Source organism: Streptomyces naganishii JCM 4654, from assembly GCF_014650575.1.
Lineage (GTDB): Bacteria > Actinomycetota > Actinomycetes > Streptomycetales > Streptomycetaceae > Streptomyces > Streptomyces naganishii.
The window spans coordinates 385,058-403,373 of the sequence record NZ_BMVF01000002.1; the positions used below are offsets into that span (position 1 = coordinate 385,058).

Here is an 18,316-nt window from a genome sequence, read left to right on the forward strand (position 1 = left end):
GGCGTGGGGTTGGGGTGGTGGTGCGGGTGTCGGCTGGGGTCCGGCACGGGTGAGGAGGCGGTGCGGGTGTTGGCCGGGGGGCGTGGCGTCGCGGTGGCGGTGCGGGTGTCGGCCGGGGCGTGGGGTTGCGGTGGCGGTGCGGGTGTCGGCCGGGGGGCGTGGGGTCGCGGTTGTGGTGTGGGTGTCCGCCGGTGGGCCTACGGCTGCGGTGGTGGTGCGGGTGTCGGCCGGGGGGTTGCGGGGCTACGGTGGCGGCGGGTGGGCGTCCGTGCCCCGGCCGCAGCGGTTACGGTGCTGACGTGCGCGGGCGGCCGGCAGGCGTCGGGCGCGCACACGACCGACCGGACCGCCGACGGGGGGACGATGTCCGCAACCGTGCTGCTGCTCGCGGCCTCGCCGATGGGGCGGGGGCGTCTGGTGGACGCCGCCTCCGTGCTCCCGGTGCTCGCCGCCGTCGAACCCTCCGTGCTGTCCGGCGCCGCCGCCGCGACCGTTGTGGAACTCGCCGACCCGCTGGAGCCGCAGGCCGTGCTCACCAGGCTGCGGGCCGCCGCGGCGGCCCCCGGGCCGCTGACCCTGTTCGTCACCGGCCAGCTCCACCTCGACCGCCGCCAGCGCCTGCCCCATCTGGCGCTGGCCCGCACCACGCCGGCCACCGTCCGCTACACCGCCCTGCCCTGGCACTGGCTGCGCGAGGAGCTGCGGCTGCGACCGGAGGGCACGACCACGATCCTGGCCGACCTGCACGCGGACGCGGAGAGCTGGCGGTGGCTGCGGGAGCGGACCCTGGACGCGGGCCCCGGTGTCGCCGTGTACGGCAGGGTCGCGCCGCCGCCGGGCCGGCGCGCGGTGGGGACGCCCGCGTACATGAAGGCGGTGGCGACCATCCTGCGCAGCGGGCACCGGCCGCACCCGGAGCAGCTGCACGAGCAGGCGCTGGCCCGGATGGACGAGGCGGACGGGCCGCCCGGGCTGGTGCTCACCGCGCGGCGGCCCGGGCCGGCCACCGAGCCGCACGCCGCGATCGCGGCCTGCGTGCGCTCCGGGCGGCACGGGGACGCCGACGCGCTCGCCGCCCGCTGGGAGCGCACGGCCCTGCAAACGCACGGTCCCGCCTCCGAGGAGGCGCTGCACTGGGCCGAGGTCCGCGCCGACCTGGCGATGCTCGCGGGCGATCCGGCCCGTAGCTGCCGTGCCTGGCTGACCGTGGCGGCCGCCCGGCTGGCGGTGGGGCAGGAGCGCGACGCCCCGGCGGTCGAGTCCGCCGTCGACCGGGCGCACCACCAGTGGGGGCAGTTGCGCGACCCGGTGCGGGCCCGCGAACTCGGCGCGGTGCTGGCGGAGTTGCGCGGCCGGGTGCCCGGCAGGCGGAGCGGCGCGCTGGACGACGTACGGCGTCAGCTGCGCCGGCTGGAGGGGGCCGGGACCTGATCCGGGAAGGAGACCTCAGCGGGCCTGTACGGACTGCTGGGCCGGTGGGACCGGGTCCGCGGCGCGGGCCGGGCCCGCGTTGGCAGCGGTGATCAGCGCGGCCACGGCTATCACGGCCGCGCCGAATCCCCTGACGTAACGTGCGGAGTTGTTTCCATGGCGCGCGACAGTGCGTCCGGGCACGGCAACCGACCTCGCAACGACAGTGATGGGTTAAGCACGCTTATGCGCTCACCAAACTAGGGGGTAAGGGGCGCGAACGGGAAGTGTGCCAGGGGGAGTTGGGGGCCTTGCGGGCGGAAAGTCCGGTGCCGGCGGGCGGTCGGTGAGCGGACCGGCGTAAGTCGGCTTACTGGCATGATTAAGCGCATGCCGAAGCGGGACGACCCGGAGACCATCGGGCGCAGGGTGCAGCAGCTGCGCCGCGAACGCGGCCTGACCCAGCGGCAGTTGGCCGAGCCCGCGTACACGCCCGCGTACATCTCCACGCTGGAGGCCGGCCGGGTGCGGCCCTCCGACGAGGCGCTGCGGCACATCGCCGGACGGCTCGGCGTCGCCTTCGAGGAACTGGCCACCGGACGCCCCGCCCACCTCGCCACCGACCTGCGGCTGCGGCTGACCGAGGCGCGGCGCACGCTCGCCACCGGCGAGGCCGGCCGGGCGGCCGAGAGCTACGCCCGGCTGCTCGCGGAGGCGGAGCGGCACGAGCTCGCCGAGGTGCGGGCCGAGGCGCTGCTCGGGCTCGGTGAGTGCGCCCTGGAGACGGGTGAACTGGTCGCCGGACGCGAGTACTTCGAGCGGTCGGAGCAGGTGCTCGCCGGTGAGCCGCTGCCCGCCCGGGTGCCCGCGCTGCGCGGCCGCGCCGTCTCCCACTACCTGGCCGGGGAGCTGCGCTACGCCGTCTACCTCTTCGAGTCCACCCTCGACGAGCTCAACCGCTCCGGACTGCACGACCCGGACGCGCTGCTCCTGCTGTACGCCGGTGTCATCGGACCGTACATGGACATGGGGGCGCACGCGCGGGCGGCTCAGGCGGCCGAGTTCGCCCTCGCCCTCGCGCCCCGGGCGGGCGACCCGGCGCTGGTGGCCCGGATGCACCGGTCGGTCGCCCGTACGCTGCTCGCCGAGGGCCGGATCGCCGAGGCCGACGCCTCGCTCGCCAAGGCCGCAGAGCTGTACCGCACCCTGCAACTGCGCACCGAACTCGCCAACTGTCACTGGATGCGCGGGTACGTCTGCGCGCAGAACGGCGAACTGGAGCGCGCGGAGCAGGAGTTGCGCGAAGCCCTCGCCATGCTGACCGCCAAGCGCGCCTCCCTCTACACCAGTCAGGTCGCCGTCGAACTCGCCGACGTGCTGCACCGGCGCGGGATGTCCGAGGAGGCGGCCGGGCTGCTGCGGCAGGTCCTCGGGGACCTCTCCCCCGAGCGGGGCGCGGTCCACGCGGCCGCCGCGCACCGCCTGCTCGGCATCATCGCGGAGGACGCCGGCGACACGGAGGCCGCCGAGGAGCACTACGTACGGGCGCTCAGCCTGCTGGAGCGGGCCGGCGCGGCCGGTGACCTGGCCGACCTGTGCCGTCTGCTGGGCGATCTGCTGCGCCGTACCGGCCGGGTGGAGGCGGCCCTGGACGCCTACCGGACCGGTCTCGGCCACCGCACGGCCCCCGGCACCACCACACTGGGCCCGGCCCCGGCCCAGCCGCTCCTCTGACCGCCGGGATCCGTGGCGTGGGTGTTCACGCCTGGGCGCGGGCCTGCTGGCGGACCGTCGTCAGGCGCCCGGCGGCGAGGCGGGCCGCCTGGGCGGTGGCGTCCGCCGGCAGGGAGCCGAGGGCGCCGTCGGTGACGGTGATCGCGTCGTCGCCGACCCGTACGGCCGCGATCTCCACGGCGAGCGCGTTCGTATCGCCCTGCGGCGACTGGCCGGTGAACACCACGCGCAGTCCCTGGCGGGCGTCTCCGACGGCGGGCAGCGGGAGTTCCTCGACCGTCACCTCCTGCGTGCCCGCGCCGGTGGTGGCCGCGGTGAACCGGGAGCAGGCGCGGGGCAGCGTCCGCAGCCAGGCCAGGGCGCGGTCGACGTCCGCCGCCTTCAGCGCGAGCACCTGCTGGCGCAGTTGGGCCGCGTCGTCGGGGTCGTCGAAGGCGGTGACGGCGTGCGTCGCGGTCGGGGAGCCGAGGGGTTCGTCGGCGTAGAGCGCGTCGAGGAGGCGCTGGCATCCGGTGTCGGTCGTACGCGCTTTGAGGATGCCGTCCCGCCAGGTCGCGGCGCCCTGCGTCGGCTGCCAGGGGCCGCCGAGGTCGGCCTCGGTGAGCAGCGCCGCCGCGGCCTGCGCCGGGGTGAGGACGGTGACGGGACCCGCGGTAGCGGGCCCGGCCGCCGCCGTGGTGGCCGCCTCGGACGGGGCGCCGCCGCCCGCCTGCCGCGCCGCCCCGCCCGAACACCCGGCCAGCACCGGCACCCCGACCACACTGAGCACACATCCGACGAGGAGAGGGACGCCGGGGGTACGGACACCGAGGGCGCGAGCGCCGAATGCCGAGGCTCTGCGGGTGCGGGTGCGGGTGCGGGTGCGGGTGCGGAGGGCGTGGGCGCCGGGCGCCAGGGCCCCGGGGGCGCGGGTGCGGAGGGCCTGGACGCCGGGCGCCAGGGCCCCGGGGGCGCGGGTGCGGAGGGCCTGGACGCCGAGCGCCAAGGCCCCGAGGGCCCAGCCGCCGAGGGCCGGGACGCGGAGGGCACGAGCGCCGGATGCCCAGGCCCGGCGGGCGCGGGCGCGGAGGGTGTGGGTGCCGGGCATCAGGATCCCGAGGGCGCGGGCGCAGGAGGCATGGACGCCGAGCGCCAAGGCCCCGAGAGCCCAGCCGCAGAGGACGCGGGCCCCGAGGGCCCAGCCTCCGAGGACGCGGATGCAGAGGGCCCGGACGCCGACGAGTCGGACGGCGTGCGCGTGGGTGCCGGGGGTGTGGGCGGCCGGGTGAGGGGTCATGGGGCCTCCAGGTGTCGCGGGCCGCGGGGACGGGGGCGGGCGGTGCCCGGTCCTCCCACGGCACCATCGGGGCGCCGGGGCCACCAGCGCGCCGGGCCGTACGGGTGAGGCGCGTGGAAAACCGCTCGCCCGGACGCGTCACGCGTTGCTACCGTCCCCCGCATGAAGCGCGCCCTGCCGTCCCTCATGACGACGACGCCGGAGAGTGTCCCGGCGCGCTGACAGCTGAGCTGAGCGAACAAGCCCCGGGGCGAGCGCCCCGGGGCTTCTTCGCGTTCCCGATCCCCGGCTCCCCTCGCCCACCCCGCCCCGCGAGGAGGACCATCCCATGGACCAGCCCATGGACCACCGCCCCACCGCCGCCCACGACCACCGCCGCCTCGGCCGCGAGCTCGGTCTCTTCGGCACCGACCCGCTGATCGGCGCCGGCCTGCCCTACTGGCTGCCCGACGGGGCCGTCGTACGGCACACCCTGGAGGAGTACGTCCGCGAGGCCGAGCGCGCCGCCGGGTACCGGCACGTGTACTCGCCCGTACTCGCCAAGGTGGAGCTGTACGAGACCTCCGGCCACTGGGCGCACTACCGCGACGACATGTACCCGCCCATGGAGAGCGGCGCCGAACAGCTCGTGCTGCGCCCGAGCCTGTGCCCGCACCACGCCCTCATCTACCGCTCCCGCTCCCGCAGTTACCGCGAACTGCCCCTGCGCATCGCCGAACTCGGCGGCATGTTCCGCTCCGAGCCGTCCGGGGTGCTCGGCGGGCTGACCCGGGTGCGCGCCATCCACCTCAACGACGCCCACGTCTTCTGCACCCTCGACCAGGCCGTCGACGAGGCCCGCGCCGCCCTCGCCCTGATCGCCCGGGCCTACGACGACCTCGGCATCCGGGCCGCCAGGTACCGCCTGTCGCTGCCCGGCGAGGGCGGCAAGTACGTGGCCGGCCCGGAGCTGTGGCGGCGGGCCACCGGGCTGCTGCGCGAGGTCCTCGCCGGCTCCGGGACGGCGTACGAGGAGGCGGAGGGCGAGGCGGCCTTCTACGGGCCCAAGATCGACGTGCAGATCGCGGACGGGGCCGGCCGTGAGTCCACCCTGTCCACCGTGCAGATCGACTTCCACCAGCCTGAGCGCTTCGGCCTGAGCTACGTCGGCGCCGACGGCGCGAGGCACCGGCCGGTCATGGTGCACCGCAGCGTCATCGGCAGCGTGGAGCGTGCCGTGGCGCACCTGATCGAGCGGCACGGCGGGGCCTTCCCGGCCTGGCTGGCGCCCGTGCAGCTGGTCGTCCTGCCGGTGTCCGAGGCGCAGGCGGAGCGGGCCGGGGACGTCGTACGGCAGGCCCTGGCGGCCGGGCTGCGGGCCGAGTTCGCGGGTCAGGAGCGGGGCAGCCTGGGCGCGCGGATCAGGGCGGCGCGGCTCGTGCCGTACCAGGCGGTGATCGGGGAGCGGGAGGCGCAGGACGGCCTGGCCGCCGTACGGCTGCGGGACGGGCGCCGGCCGGGCGCCGTGCCGGTGGCCGAACTGCTGCGCCGGATCAGCGACCGGGTGGCGGCGCGCGGGACCGGCCTGTGGGCCGGAGCATAGGGTCGGAGGACGACGGCCGAGGTTCGTCCGAGGCCCGGCGGAAGGAGCCCGCGTGACCGGTCGGCCGCCCGTTCCGGTGATCATCGACTGCGACACCGGCGTCGACGACGCCCTCGCCCTGCTGTTCGCCGCGCGGCACCCGGGGCTCGACCTGCGCGCGGTGACCTGTGTCGCCGGGAACACGCACGTGGACCAGGTGGTACGCAACACGCTGACCGTACTGGAGCAGGCGGGCGCCCCCGAGATCCCCGTGGGGCGGGGCGCCGAGCGGCCGCTGATCGAGCCGCCGCGCGACGCCCACCACGTGCACGGCCGGGACGGCATGGGCGACCTCGGCCTTCCCGCCCCGGTCCGCCGCCCGGCCGGGGTGGACGCGGTGACGCTGCTGCGCCGCGAGATCCTCGCCAGTGACCGGCCGGTCACGCTGGTGCCCACCGCGCCCCTGACCAACATCGCCCTGCTGCTGCGCACCCACCCGGAGGTGACCGCCAACATCGAGCGGATCGTGTTCATGGGCGGCGCGGTGGCCACCGGGAACGCCACCGCGGTCGCCGAGTTCAACGTCTGGCACGACCCGGAGGCGGCGGCCGTCCTGCTCACCGCCGGGGTGCCGGTCACGATGTACGGCCTGGACGTGTTCGAGCGGGTGCTCGTGCCGCCGCCCGACGTGCGGCGCCTGAGGGAGAGCGCCGAGCCGGGCGCCCGCCTCGCGGGGCGGCTGCTGTCCCACCGCGGTCCGGCGACCGGCGAGCACGATCCGCGCGGCGGTCTCGGCGACGCGGGCGCGGTGTGCTCGGTCGCCGACCCGGCGGGGCTCACCACGCACCGGCTGCCGGTGGAGGTGAACCTCGCCCCCGGCCCGGCCCGCGGACAGACCGTCGTGGACCGCCGGCCGCGGCCGGGCGAGGCGGAGCTGCACGGCGAGATGCGCGAACAGCGCCTGGTGGACGTGGCGTTGGACATCGACGCGGACAGATACGTCCGGCTGTACCTGACCACCGTCGAGGCGGCCGGCCCGCGCGGCCGGCGGGCACCGCAGGACGCGCGCCGCTAGTTGGTGTCGGCGGGACGGACCGCCCACCGCTGTTCCACCTTCGCCACCCTCCAGTACGCCAGCGCCGCCGCCCACACCACGACGAACAGGCCGACGATGACGTAGCCCACGTGGTCCAGGTCCAGCCCGGCGATCCAGCCGGTCAGGTCGTCGCGCAGGCCGAGCTTCTCGTGCAGGACGCCGACGAGTTCGATCGTGCCGATGAGGAAGGCGACCGCGATGGACAGGCCGGTGATGGTGAGGTTGTAGAACACCTTGCGCACCGGGTTGGAGAACGCCCACTGGTAGGCGAAGTTCATGAAGGTGCCGTCCAGGGTGTCGAACAGGCTCATGCCGGCCGCGAACAGCAGCGGGAGGCACAGGACGGCGTACCAGGGCAGCCCGGCCGCCGCGCCGGAGCCCGCCATGACCATCAGGGTGACCTCGGTGGCGGTGTCGAAGCCCAGCCCGAACAGGAAGCCCAGCGGGTACATCTGCCCGGGGCGGGTGACCGACCGGGTGAGACGGCCCAGGAGGCGGTTCATGAAGCCGCGCGAGTCCAGGTGCGCCTCGAGCTCCCGCTCGTCGTAGGCGCCCGCGCGCATCGCCTTGAAGACCCTGAGGATGCCGACGAGGGCGACCAGGTTGAGGGCGGCGATGAGGTACAGGAACGTGCCGGAGATGGTGGTGCCCATGACGCCGAGCACCTGGTGGGTGCGCGAGTGCTCGTTCATGACCTTGCCGGCCAGGGAGGTGCCGCCCGCGATCAGCAGGGCGAGGAGCACGACCACGCTGGAGTGGCCGAGCGCGAACCAGAAGCCCACCGACACCGGCCGCTTGCCGTCGGCCATCAGCTTGCGGGTGGTGTTGTCGATGGCGGCGATGTGGTCGGCGTCGAAGGCGTGCCGCATGCCCAGGGTGTAGGCGGTGACGCCGAGGCCGATGCCGAAGGCCTTGGTGCCGACCTGGTAGTGCTCGGGGACGACGAGGAGGAAGAGGATCCCGAAGGCGACGACGTGCAGGGCGAGGATCACTCCCAGCAGCCCCGCCGTCTTGAGGGTGTCCTCGCGTCGCCAGTGGAAAGTGGACATGCGTTCGGGCAGGGTCATCCGGTTCACGCTCCAGCACCTCGTGGATCACTTCGTGAGCTGCCGTGGCCGGTCTCCTGGCTTACAGGTCGTGCGTTCGCCGCTCCTGCCTTCCCGGTCGTGGGACCAGTGGCCCGGCGGATGCCGGACGGAACGGGAACTCCCTGATCACAGTGGCGAGGGCCGCGTCGACCTTGCATCGACTTCCCGAGCACCACGGCCCGCCCACCGTAGAGGCGCGAGCGGTCGCCTGCATAGCTGCACATCTGCGCAGGTATCCAAGATCACATGGCCGCCTGCGAGGATGGCCGTATGCATCTCGTCCCTGCCGACCGCGCGGACCGCCGCACCATCGACGGTCACCGGGTGTGCGACGCCATCGCGGCCATCGGCGACCCCGGGCACGTGAGGGCCTGGGCCGACCGCTTCGCCCTGCTCGCCGACCCCAAGCGGCTGGCCCTGCTGATCGCCCTGCACCGCACCGGCCCGCTGGCCGTCTCCGACCTGGCCGTCGCCACCGGCATGAACGACCCCGCGGTCTCCCAGGCGCTGCGGCTGCTGCGGGCCGCCGGGGTCGTGGAGGGGGAGAAGGAGGGCCGGATCGTCCGATACCGCGTGGTGGACCCCGACGTCCAGGGCCTGCTGAAGCACTGCGCGGCGGACGGGGGCGATCCCTCGCGCCCGGTGCTTCCGGTCGGTGCGCGCGCCGGCATGCCCGGGTGTTCACTTTTCCGGCGATCTGGACAGGCTTCCCCAGAGCCGATACGCCCCAGAGGAGACCGCGTGACCGACCGCACCACCACGCACGACTCCCCGTCCCCCGCCGCGCACGGGGCCCCTCCCGACCTGTCGTCCCGTGACCCCGGCTGGTGGCGGCAGGCCGTCGTCTACCAGGTCTACCCCCGCAGCTTCGCCGACGCCGACGGCGACGGCCTCGGCGACCTCAGGGGCGTCACCCGGCGCCTCGGCCATCTCGCCGCGCTCGGCGTCGACGCCGTGTGGCTGAGCCCCTTCTACCCCTCCGAGCTGGCCGACGGCGGCTACGACGTCGCCGACCACCGGGACGTGGACCCGCGCCTGGGCACCCTGGACGACTTCGACGCCCTGACCGCCGAGGCCCACCGCCTGGGCCTGAAGGTGATCGTCGACCTCGTCCCCAACCACACCTCCCACCTGCACCCGTGGTTCCAGGAGGCGCTGCGCTCCGCCCCCGGCTCCGCCGCCCGCGCGCGCTACGTCTTCCGCGACGGCCGCGGCGAGCACGGCGAACTCCCGCCCTCCGACTGGCGGTCGGTCTTCGGCGGCAGTGCCTGGCGGCGGGTGCCCGACGGCCAGTGGTACCTGCACCTGTTCGCGCCCGAACAGCCCGACCTGAACTGGCGCCACGAGGAGGTGCGCGCCGACTTCCGCGCCACCCTGCGCTTCTGGTCCGACCGTGGTGTGGACGGATTCCGCGTGGACGTCGCCCACGCCCTGGTCAAGGACCTGGACGAGCCGCTCAGGGACGTCGGGGACATCGGCGTCACCGGCGAGGACGCGCTGCCGCACCTGCCGCCCGGCAGCCACCCGTACTGGGACCGCGACGACGTGCACGAGATCTACCGCGACTGGCGCCGGATCTTCGACTCCTACTCGCCGCCCCGCACCGCGGTCGCCGAGGCCTGGGTGCCCGACAGCCGGCGCGCGCTGTACGCCCGCCCGGACGAACTGGGCCAGGCCTTCAACTTCGAGTACCTGCAAGCCGGGTGGGACGCGGGCGAGCTGCGCGAGGTGATCGCCTCCTCGCTGGCCACCGCCCGGGCCGCGGGCGCCTCGGCCACCTGGGTGCTGTCCAACCACGACGTGATCCGGCACGCCTCGCGCCTGATGCTGCCGCCCGGCACCGACGACAACGCCTGGCTGCTCGCGGGCGGGCGCGCGCCGGCCGTGGACGCGGCCGCCGGGCTGGCCCGCGCCCGGGCGGCGACGCTGCTGATGCTGGCCCTGCCCGGCTCGGCCTACGTCTACCAGGGCGAGGAACTCGGCCTGCCCGAGGTCGCCGACCTGCCCGCCGAGGTCCTGCGGGACCCGATCTGGGAGCAGAGCGGCCACGTCCGCAAGGGCAGGGACGGCTGCCGGGTGCCGCTGCCGTGGACGTGCGCGGGGCCGTCGTACGGCTTCGGGCCGGGCGGCGCCTGGCTGCCCCAGCCCGCGTACTTCGCGGCGTACGCCGTCGAGGCGCAGGACGGGGCCGAGGGCTCGACCCTCGAGCTGTACCGCACGGCGCTGCGGCTGCGCCGCAAGCTGCTCGACGGCGAGGAACTGACCTGGATGGAGGACACCCCGGACGGCGTGCTGGCCTTCGCCCGCTCGGAGGGCTGGCGGTGCGTCACCAACCTGTCCGGCGAGGCCGTGCCGCTGCCGCCGGGCGAGGTGCTGCTGAGCAGCGGTCCGCCCCTCAGGTGCGGCAGGCTGGAGCCGGACACGACCGTGTGGCTCGCCTGACCCGGGCGCACCGGGCGGGACGGCCCCCGCTCAGCCCGTCGTCGGGCTCGGCGCCGGGGCCGGGGCCTGGCCCGGGCCGGTGACCGGGGAGCCGTCGATGACCAGCGGGCTGGAGGTGGCGTTCGGCGGCGGGGGGAGCACCACCTCGGGCTGGCCGGCCGGCGGGGGCGGCGGGGTCAGGTCGGTGGCGGGCAGCTTGGGCGGGGTGGTCTGCTGGAAGAGCACCTGGTCGAAGTTGACCAGGCCCGTCTGCTCCATGACCGTGATGTGGTCGAGCACCGTGGCGTTGGCCTGGTTGGCGAGCTCGCGGACCAGGGTGTTCTTGGTCGTGGAGCGGATCTTCGCGATCGTGTTGAAGATCGACCCGTGGGTCACGCGGAGGATGTTGGCCATGTCGCTGTCGAACTGCTTGCCGGTGTCCGCGTTGAGGGTGTTGACGAAGCCCTGCTGCTGTGGGCTGGCCAGGTTGGGCAGCGTGATGTTCAGCATCGGCGCGATCTTGCGGCAGCTGGCGTCCAGGGCCGCGTGACCGTCGATCAGGTGCCGGCCGGCGGTCACCACCGCCTTGGTCGTGCCCTTCTTGACCGCCATCTGCCCGACGGGGTACTCCCACAGCCCGGCCGCCCGCACCTTCACCACGAAGTCGCGGTCCGACTCGGTCAGCGGCCCCCACTGGGTCTGCGCGATGACGCGTGAGCCGTCGCTGGAGACGTTGCTGACGCCGAGCATGCCGGGGTAGGCGAGCGCGACGAGGGTCAGGCTGAGGGCTCCGCCCACGAAAAGAGTTCCCGCCGCGTTCCGCGAAAAGCGCACCGTGCCTCCTGCCCCGTCATGGATCCCGCCGGATGGGCGGTTCGGACGTACAGGAGTACGGACTCCAGGGCGCGCGGAACCTTTTGATTTGGTAAAAACCCGAGCCGAGGGGGAACGACCCGGAGGGAAAGGCGGCACGGCAACACCCCAGGGTTGACGCAACGTTGACCACGCCGTGGGAGAGCGCTGGTCCGCCCCCGCCCTAGATTCGCCGCATGCCCCCACTGCCCCCCGGCGTGCCCGCCGCGCTTCCCGTGCTGCCCTACCGCAAGCCCACCAAGGGCCGTGACTACTGGGTGATCGACGACGTGCTGCCCGACGCGAGCGCGGTACGCGAACGCTGCCTGGCCCGCGACGACTGGGTCGAGGGATACCCGTACACCTCGCAGACCTGGCCCGGGCTGCGCACCATGCCGGGACTGGAGCCGGGTGAACTGGCGCGCGTGGAACGGCTGGTGCGGCAGGCGACCGGGGCGAAGCGGCTGTGGGTGCAGGAGGCGCCCGGCGGCGGCACCCTGAACCACAACTGCGTCCAGGTCGTCGGCGAGGGCGAGAGCGAGCCGCGCCCGCACACCGACTCACGGGCGCTGTGCCGGTACGCGGCCGTGCTCTACCTCAACCCCTCGGTGCCCAAGGACTGCGGGACCAGCTTCTACCGGCAGTCCCTGCCGGGCGGCCGGCTCGGCGGCAACGTCGTCCAGGCCCCGCACACCAACCTGGTGGAGGCCCTCGGCACCCGGTTCGTCGCCCCGGACGCCTTCGAGGAGGACGTCCGCGTGCCGCACCGGGCCAACCGGCTGCTGCTCTACCACGCCAACCTCGTGCACAGCGCGACCGGTTACACCGGCACCACCCTGGAGGACAAGCGCATGACGGCGGTCTTCTTCTGGATGGCGTGACCCCAACCGGTGGCACCCGGGCGCGGCCGGGCGGCGGTCAGTAGCGCAGGGCGGTGCCCACCTCCGGCTTCACGTCGCCGGAGAGCTTGTGGGTGCTGCGCGCGGTGCCCTTGCCCGTGCGCCCGGCCGGGACGTCGCCCACGGTGACGACGACCGTGTCGAGCAGATTGCCGCCCGCGTCCTTGAAGTTCACCTGCACGGCGAAGGACTTGGCCTTGTCCGCCTTGTTGGCCACGGTCACCGCTACCGTGGTGCGCCCGTCCGCGTCGGTGGCCGGGGCGCCGAGGGTGACGGCGTCGCGGGCGTCGATGCCGTTCTTGATCCCGTCCAGCCGGCGGCCCGCCTCCGCGGTGGCCGACGCGAGGGCGTCACTGGCCTGCGAGGCGAGCGAGGCGGCGGCGGAGGCCGCCCTGCTGGCGGCGCCGGACGGGTTGACGCCGGACGGGTTGGCGCCGGACGGGCTGACGCCCGACGGACCGCCGCCGTCGCCGCCCGAGCAGGCGGCCAGGCCCGCGGCCAGCACCACGACCAGCGCGGCCGTCCCGGCCCGCTCCCTCATCCGGCGTGCCCGGTTCACGGTCATCCTGCCTCCCATCGCCTGCCCCCCAGTGAAGGGCGCGGCGCGGACACCCGCACGTGGAGTTCGGCCGTACGGGCACCCGCACGCGTGATACTCCCCGTATTGGATGCCGCAGGAACGAAGAGGTGGACGACGACATGACCGACGACAGCCGTACCGTGGCCGTCCTGGGCACCGGGATCATGGGCGCCGCGATGGCCCGCAACCTGGCGCGGGCCGGGCACACCGTCCGGGTGTGGAACCGCACCCGCGCCAAGGCCGAGCCGCTGGCCGCCGACGGCGCGCAGGTGACCGCCACCCCGGCCGAGGCGGTGCGCGACGCCGACGTGGTGCTGACGATGCTGTTCGACGGCGACACGGTGCTGGAGGTGATGCGCGAGGCGGCCCCGGAGGTCCCCCAGGGGGCCGCTTGGGTGCAGTCGACCACCTCCGGCCTGCGTTCGGCCGCCGAACTCGCCGCCCTCGCCCGCGAACACGGTCTGCTGTTCTACGACGCGCCCGTGCTGGGCACCAAGCAGCCCGCGGAGGCGGGGCAGCTGACCGTGCTGGCGGCGGGCCCGGCCGAGGGGCGCGACGCGGTGACCCCGGTGTTCGAGGCGGTCGGCGCCCGCACGGTGTGGACCGGGGACGACGGAGCGGCGGCCACCGCCACCCGGCTGAAGCTGGTCACCAACAGCTGGGTCGTCGCGGCCACCGCCGCCACCGGTGAGGTCCTCGCCCTGGCCAAGGGGCTCGGCGTGGACCCGCAGGCCTTCTTCGACCTCATCTCCGGCGGCCCGCTCGACATGGGCTACCTGCACGCCAAGGCCGCGCTGATCCTCGAGGGCGGCCTGCTGCCGGCGAGCTTCGCGGTGACGACCGCGGAGAAGGACGCCCGCCTGATCGTGGAGGCCGGCCGGGAGCACGGCGTCCGCCTCGACGTGGCCGCCGCGAGCGCCGAACGCTTCGCCCGCGCCGCCGCCCAGGGCCACGCGGACGAGGACATGGCGGCGGCCTACTACGCCAGCTTCGAGGGCGAGGCGGGCGCTCACCCCAGGCAGACCACCAGCAGGCAGAGCTGAGAGGGCTGGGAGGCCTGCGAGGACCCGGAGCCCTGGGAGGCCGGTGAGGTCTGCGGGGGCTGGGACGGGGTCGTGCCCGTACCGGCCGGCTGCGAGGCGGTGGAGCCGCCGGATCCGGTCGAGGCCGTGGAGGCGGCGGACCCCGTCGAGCCGGTGGCGTGCTGCGGCACCGTCGTCGTCACGGAACCGGCCGCCGCCGACCCGCCGGACGCGGTGGCCGGGGAACCGCCCGACTGCCGCGTCACCGGGCCGCCGGGGGCCGCGGTGTGCGGGGACGTGACCGCGTTCGAGTGGAAGCCCGGGGCCGAGGCGTCCTGGGACACCACGACCCCGGTCCGGTGCCGCTCGGGCGCGGGGGCGTGGCTGCCGGGCGCGGTGTGTCCGGTGCCGGGGGCCGCCGGGGCCTGACCGGTGTCCGGGGTGGCCGGCAGCCTGCTCACGCTGTCGGTGTGCGGGGCCTGCGGCGCGGCCGCGGCCTGGGCGCGGGCGCCGGACGACCGGTCCATGGAGGCGGCGGTGAGGCCGCCGCCGACCAGGGCCACGGCGGTGGCGAGCAGCGCGCGGCGCTGGGTCTTCTTCCAGCGGGCCTGCTGCCGGCGCCGCGCCGCCCGCCCGGGCCGCGCGCGCTCGGGCGCCGGGTGGATCTCGTCGAGGGCGGCCGGGGCCGCCTCGGGTGCGGGCGCGCCGCCCGCTGCGGGGCCCGGTACGAAGGGCGCGGCGGAGTCGGCGGTGGCGTCCGGGGCTATGTCGGGCGCGTACGCGCCGCAGCCGGGGCACACGAGAGCGCCATTGAGGTGCCGTCGGCACGTGGAGCAGTAGTCCATCCGGTGTTCCGGTTCTTCCCTTGGTAGGCCAGCCGGGCGGCCAGTCACGCTAACAAGGCTTTCGTGGGACTGTGTGCAGCCTGTGTGACGCTCCTGCGGGGATTCGAGGGGCCCTGCGGGGGCCGTGCGTACCCATGTGTGCGCGGACACCACGCTGAACCCCGCCCGCCCGATCCGCATCTGACTGGGCGGACGGGTGTGGAGGAAGGACGGAACGTGCTCAACGGCGAGAGGGCGGCGGCCACGCCCAGCAACGGCGGGCGGTTCGGCCGTATCGGCCGTTATCCGGTGCGGTGGCACACCGCCCTGCTGACCGTGTGGACGGCCCTGTGGTTCCTCGTGGCCGAGCGACACGGCGCCGTGTCCTGGCACTACCTGAGAACCGGCGAGGAGCTGCTGTTCAGTCAGGTGCCCGGCGGCGGTCTCGCCCTGTACGCCAACCACCCCGAACTCCAGATCGGGCCGGTCAGCTTCGTGGTGGCCGCGCTGTTCAGGCCCTTCCCGGCCGCGGCCGGGGAGAACCTCGCCGAGGCGTTCATGTCCGGGCTGGGCCTGTACATGCTGGTCCTGGTGGGGCGTACGGCCGCCGAGCACAACCTGGGCACGGGCGTGAACCACAAGCGCCTCCAGCAGCGGGTGCTGATCGCCGGGGCCGCCTTCATCCCGATGTGGGTGGAGGTCTCGGTGCGGTTCGCGCACCTGGACGACGTGCTGGCGCTGTTCTTCACCACCCTCGCGGTGCGGGCGCTGGTGCGCGGCAACGCCACCGCCGTGGGCGTGATGCTGGCGCTGGCCATGGACTCCAAGCCGTGGGCGGTGGGCTTCCTGCCGCTGCTGCTGGTGCTGCCCCGCCCGGTGCGGCTGCGCGCGACCCTGTGGGCGGTGGGGCTGGTGGCCGTGGCCTGGCTGCCGTTCTACCTCACCCACTTGAACACGTTCGCCGCGGCCCGCTTCACCATCCCCAACCAGCCGGCCTCGGCGCTGCGCTGGTTCGGCGTGAACGACCCGGCGACCCCCTGGTGGGACCGCCCGGCGCAGATGAGCCTCGGCATGGCCCTCGGCGCGCTGGCGGTGCGGCGGCAGCGCTGGGCGGCGGTGGTGTTACTGGCCGCCGACGCGCGCATCGTGCTGGACCCGAGCGTCTACACGTACTACAACGCCTCGGTGCTGCTCGGCACGCTGATCTGGGACTCCATCGGCCAGCGGCGGCTGGTGCCCTGGGTCAGCTGGATAGCGCTGATCTCCCTGTACGGCAGCGTCCTGCTGATCCCCTCCGACTCCGCGCGCGGCCTGATCCGGCTGGCCTTCGCGGTGGGCTCCGCCCTGTACGTCCTGTGGTGGCCCCAGCGCACGCCCCGCAACAGGCGCGCGCCGAGGAGCGAGACCGGGCCGCCGCTGCTGCCGAGGCAGCGCGGTGTGCGCAACCGTCAGGCCAGGTCGGTCAGTTCGTCCGCGTAGACCTGGGACAGCGGCTGCGGGCCCACGTACTGCTGGCAGTTGCACTGCCCGGGCTCGAAGCGCAGCGGCTTCTTGTTCTCGTCCCAGGCGGTCGGCACCTCCACGCGCTCGTGGCAGCGGCCGCTCTTGTCGTGCTTGGACAGATGGTGCGTGCAGCCGCACACCGGCTCGGGCGGTCGCTGCGCGGCCTCGACGGCCAGCCGCTCGGACTTCCTCGCCTCCAGCAACTCCATCCTCCGCTGGTGCCGGTTGCGCATGGCGGTGCGGACGGTGTCGGCGAGCCACGCGAAGCCCCCCGTCCAGAACAGGATCAGCACCCACCAGATCCAGCTCATCGCTCACTCACCCTTCCCCCTGATCAGTTCAGGACAAGCATCGGTGCTGCGGGCCTCCCGCACCAGCACCGCGGGGCCGCCGGTTCGTACGACCGAGGTGCGGCGCACGGGCCGGGGGCGGGCCGCGGCCAGCAGCGCGGTGGCGGGCAGGCGGCGCAGGCCGCGGTTGTGGCACAGGCCCAGGACGATGGCGGCGGCCACCGCGATCAGGTGCTCGCGGCCGGCCAGATTGGGCTTGACGATCGACTCCACCACCATCGATCCGCCGGTGAGGAAGAAGACCACCGGGGCCCGCCGCACGATCGACAGATAGGTGAACAGGCCAACCACGGCGGCGGACGGCCCGGTGTCCAGGACGTGTCCCGCCGAGGGCGGCAGCCCGAGCCCCCACCAGCCGGGCCCGAGCGCGATCATCACCCGCACGGTGAGGGTGCCGGCCAGGGTGGTGACGTAGGAGATGAACAGGGTGCGGCGGCGGCCGAGGGAGAGCTCGGCGAGCGCGAAGGCGAGGAACAGCTGGGTGATGCCCGCCCACACCGGCAGGTCGAGCGCGGGGACGTAGAGCGAGACCGGGGTGCGCAGCAGGGCCAGCCACAGCGGCAGGTCCGCCTGGACGCCGCCGAGGAGGCGTACCGCCGTCGCCCCGGTGGGGTGCTGCGCGATGCCGTGGAAGAAGACCACCCCGAAGGCGGCCACGAAGGCGAGGACGAGGCCGGACAGCCCGCGGTGCGCCAACTCCCGCACGGGGTCCAGGACGATGGCCCGGAACTCGCCGAGCAGGGTGCGTGCGCCGAAGCGCGCGGCCCGGAACAGTGCCGCGCTCCCCCGGGCCACCGCGCCCGCTTCCTCCCCCGGTCTCACCCGATCCCCCCGGACGGCCCGTCGGTCCCGCCGCAGCGCTGTGTCACCGCCGGCTCCTCGAAGCAGTTCCCCCACTCTCGGTCCGCACAACCGTATGGACCGTAATCCGGCCCGGCGCGTTCCACAGCACCGGGCGACGTTGCTCTCACCGGGGCCTCACCGCCGTCTCACCGCACCGGCGCGCCTCCCCGCGACCGGTAGACGACGTAGGGGCGGGCCGCGTAGGCGAGCGGCGCGGCGAAGGCGTGCACGAGCCGGCCGAAGGGCCACAGGGCGAACAGGGCCAGGGCGAGCAGCGCGTGCAGCCGGTAGAGGAGCGGGGCGTGGGCCATGGCGGTGACGTCGGGGTCCAGCGTGAACAGGCTGCGGAACCAGACGGCGACGCCGAGGCGGTAGTCGTAGGGCCGACTCACCGAGGAGGCGGTGGCGGTCAGGCCGGCCAGCAGGACCAGGCTCAGCAGCGGGAGGGTGAGCCGGTCGCCGCGGCTGGTCGCGCGCCGCACGGCGGGCACCCGCAGCCGGCGGTACAGCAGCAGGCCGAGCCCGGTGACCGCCGCGATCCCGGAGGCGCCGCCCATGGTGAGGGCGACCGCGTGGTACTGCTCCTCGCCGACCCCGAGCCGCCGGGTCAGCCACTCCGGCACGAGCAGGCCCATGACGTGGCCGCCGATGACGAGGAAGAGGGCGTAGTGGAAGAGCGGCCCGCCGACCTTCAGCAGCCTTGACTCGTGGAGCTGGCTGGAGCGGGTGGTGAAGCCGAAGCGGTCGTAGCGGTAGCGCCAGGCGCTGCCGGCGACCAGCACGGCCAGGGCCAGGTAGGGCAGGACGCCCCACAGGGCGATGTGCAGGTGTCGCAGCGTGAGATGGGGCCAGGGCGT

Annotated in this window: 17 protein-coding genes, 1 pseudogene and 1 riboswitch; of the genes and pseudogenes, 9 read left to right on the top strand and 9 right to left on the bottom strand. The window is 74.7% G+C overall.

Annotation, left to right across the window (positions count from 1 at the left end; translation table 11 throughout):
• Positions 1-363: 363 nt before the first annotated feature.
• Positions 364-1,431: a hypothetical protein gene (locus tag IE217_RS04570; protein ID WP_190176381.1), complete on the top strand. Its 1,068-nt coding sequence runs from the start codon at positions 364-366 to the stop codon at positions 1,429-1,431.
• A 15-nt stretch (positions 1,432-1,446) separates the two neighbouring features.
• Here IE217_RS04570 and IE217_RS04575 read toward each other — a convergent pair whose 3' ends face one another.
• On the bottom strand, positions 1,447-1,614 hold the full coding sequence (locus IE217_RS04575; protein ID WP_190176382.1) for a hypothetical protein: 168 nt from the start codon (positions 1,612-1,614) through the stop codon (positions 1,447-1,449).
• Between the two features lie 186 nt (positions 1,615-1,800).
• On the opposite strand from IE217_RS04575, the gene IE217_RS04580 reads away from it, so the two are divergent.
• Entirely contained in the window at positions 1,801-3,144 is a 1,344-nt protein-coding gene (locus IE217_RS04580) for a helix-turn-helix domain-containing protein (protein WP_190176383.1), read from the top strand.
• A 25-nt stretch (positions 3,145-3,169) separates the two neighbouring features.
• Here the strand turns inward: IE217_RS04580 and IE217_RS04585 are convergent, their stop codons facing one another.
• Entirely contained in the window at positions 3,170-4,420 is a 1,251-nt protein-coding gene (locus IE217_RS04585) for a hypothetical protein (protein ID WP_190176384.1), read from the bottom strand.
• 328 nt (positions 4,421-4,748) lie between these two features.
• Here IE217_RS04585 and thrS point away from each other — a divergent pair, with 328 nt between their 5' ends.
• Together thrS and IE217_RS04595 are read left to right on the top strand one after the other, a co-directional pair.
• Positions 4,749-6,002 (top strand): threonine--tRNA ligase, encoded by a 1,254-nt coding sequence (thrS, locus tag IE217_RS04590; protein WP_229865018.1) that lies wholly within the window; start codon positions 4,749-4,751, stop codon positions 6,000-6,002.
• A 52-nt stretch (positions 6,003-6,054) separates the two neighbouring features.
• Entirely contained in the window at positions 6,055-7,056 is a 1,002-nt protein-coding gene (locus tag IE217_RS04595) for a nucleoside hydrolase (RefSeq protein WP_190176385.1), read from the top strand.
• Here IE217_RS04595 and nicT read toward each other — a convergent pair.
• Complete coding sequence (gene nicT, locus IE217_RS04600) at positions 7,053-8,144, bottom strand: Nickel transporter NicT (protein WP_229865054.1); 1,092 nt, start codon at positions 8,142-8,144, stop codon at positions 7,053-7,055. The genes IE217_RS04595 and nicT overlap by 4 nt on opposite strands.
• A 29-nt stretch (positions 8,145-8,173) precedes the next feature.
• Positions 8,174-8,357, bottom strand: a riboswitch (cobalamin riboswitch).
• A 78-nt stretch (positions 8,358-8,435) separates the two neighbouring features.
• Here nicT and IE217_RS34490 point away from each other — a divergent pair.
• Positions 8,436-8,753, top strand: a pseudogene (locus tag IE217_RS34490) (ArsR/SmtB family transcription factor); the annotation flags it as partial.
• A 153-nt stretch (positions 8,754-8,906) separates the two neighbouring features.
• Positions 8,907-10,607 (top strand): glycoside hydrolase family 13 protein, encoded by a 1,701-nt coding sequence (locus IE217_RS04605; protein ID WP_229865055.1) that lies wholly within the window; start codon positions 8,907-8,909, stop codon positions 10,605-10,607.
• A gap of 30 nt (positions 10,608-10,637) precedes the next feature.
• Here IE217_RS04605 and IE217_RS04610 read toward each other — a convergent pair whose 3' ends face one another.
• Positions 10,638-11,384: a DUF4142 domain-containing protein gene (locus IE217_RS04610; RefSeq protein ID WP_190176387.1), complete on the bottom strand. Its 747-nt coding sequence runs from the start codon at positions 11,382-11,384 to the stop codon at positions 10,638-10,640.
• A 251-nt stretch (positions 11,385-11,635) separates the two neighbouring features.
• Between IE217_RS04610 and IE217_RS04615 the strand changes: the two genes are divergently transcribed.
• The gene (locus IE217_RS04615; RefSeq protein ID WP_190176388.1) at positions 11,636-12,319 is read left to right on the top strand and encodes a DUF6445 family protein; all 684 of its coding nucleotides are present in this window, start codon (positions 11,636-11,638) and stop codon (positions 12,317-12,319) included.
• Between the two features lie 37 nt (positions 12,320-12,356).
• Here IE217_RS04615 and IE217_RS04620 read toward each other — a convergent pair whose 3' ends face one another.
• Positions 12,357-12,902, bottom strand: coding sequence for an FxLYD domain-containing protein (locus tag IE217_RS04620; protein WP_229865019.1), 546 nt, complete (start codon positions 12,900-12,902; stop codon positions 12,357-12,359).
• A gap of 134 nt (positions 12,903-13,036) precedes the next feature.
• Between IE217_RS04620 and IE217_RS04625 the strand changes: the two genes are divergently transcribed.
• Positions 13,037-13,960, top strand: a complete 924-nt coding sequence (locus IE217_RS04625) for an NAD(P)-dependent oxidoreductase (RefSeq protein ID WP_190176544.1) — start codon at positions 13,037-13,039, stop codon at positions 13,958-13,960.
• Here the strand turns inward: IE217_RS04625 and IE217_RS04630 are convergent.
• Positions 13,927-14,784, bottom strand: coding sequence for an SCO2400 family protein (locus IE217_RS04630; RefSeq protein ID WP_190176389.1), 858 nt, complete (start codon positions 14,782-14,784; stop codon positions 13,927-13,929). The genes IE217_RS04625 and IE217_RS04630 overlap by 34 nt on opposite strands.
• A 216-nt stretch (positions 14,785-15,000) precedes the next feature.
• Here IE217_RS04630 and IE217_RS04635 point away from each other — a divergent pair, with 216 nt between their 5' ends.
• Positions 15,001-16,242, top strand: a complete 1,242-nt coding sequence (locus IE217_RS04635) for a hypothetical protein (protein ID WP_229865020.1) — start codon at positions 15,001-15,003, stop codon at positions 16,240-16,242.
• On the opposite strand, the gene IE217_RS04640 is transcribed toward IE217_RS04635, so the two are convergent.
• From IE217_RS04640 to narI, 3 genes are all read right to left on the bottom strand, one after another.
• A complete protein-coding gene (locus tag IE217_RS04640; protein WP_190176390.1) occupies positions 16,212-16,577 on the bottom strand; it encodes a hypothetical protein in 366 nt (121 codons plus the stop codon). The genes IE217_RS04635 and IE217_RS04640 overlap by 31 nt on opposite strands.
• Before the next feature lie 3 nt (positions 16,578-16,580).
• The gene (locus tag IE217_RS04645; RefSeq protein WP_229865021.1) at positions 16,581-17,411 is read right to left on the bottom strand and encodes a hypothetical protein; all 831 of its coding nucleotides are present in this window, start codon (positions 17,409-17,411) and stop codon (positions 16,581-16,583) included.
• 194 nt (positions 17,412-17,605) lie between these two features.
• On the bottom strand, positions 17,606-18,295 hold the full coding sequence (gene narI / locus IE217_RS04650; RefSeq protein ID WP_190176545.1) for a respiratory nitrate reductase subunit gamma: 690 nt from the start codon (positions 18,293-18,295) through the stop codon (positions 17,606-17,608).
• Between the last annotated feature and the right edge of the window lie 21 nt (positions 18,296-18,316).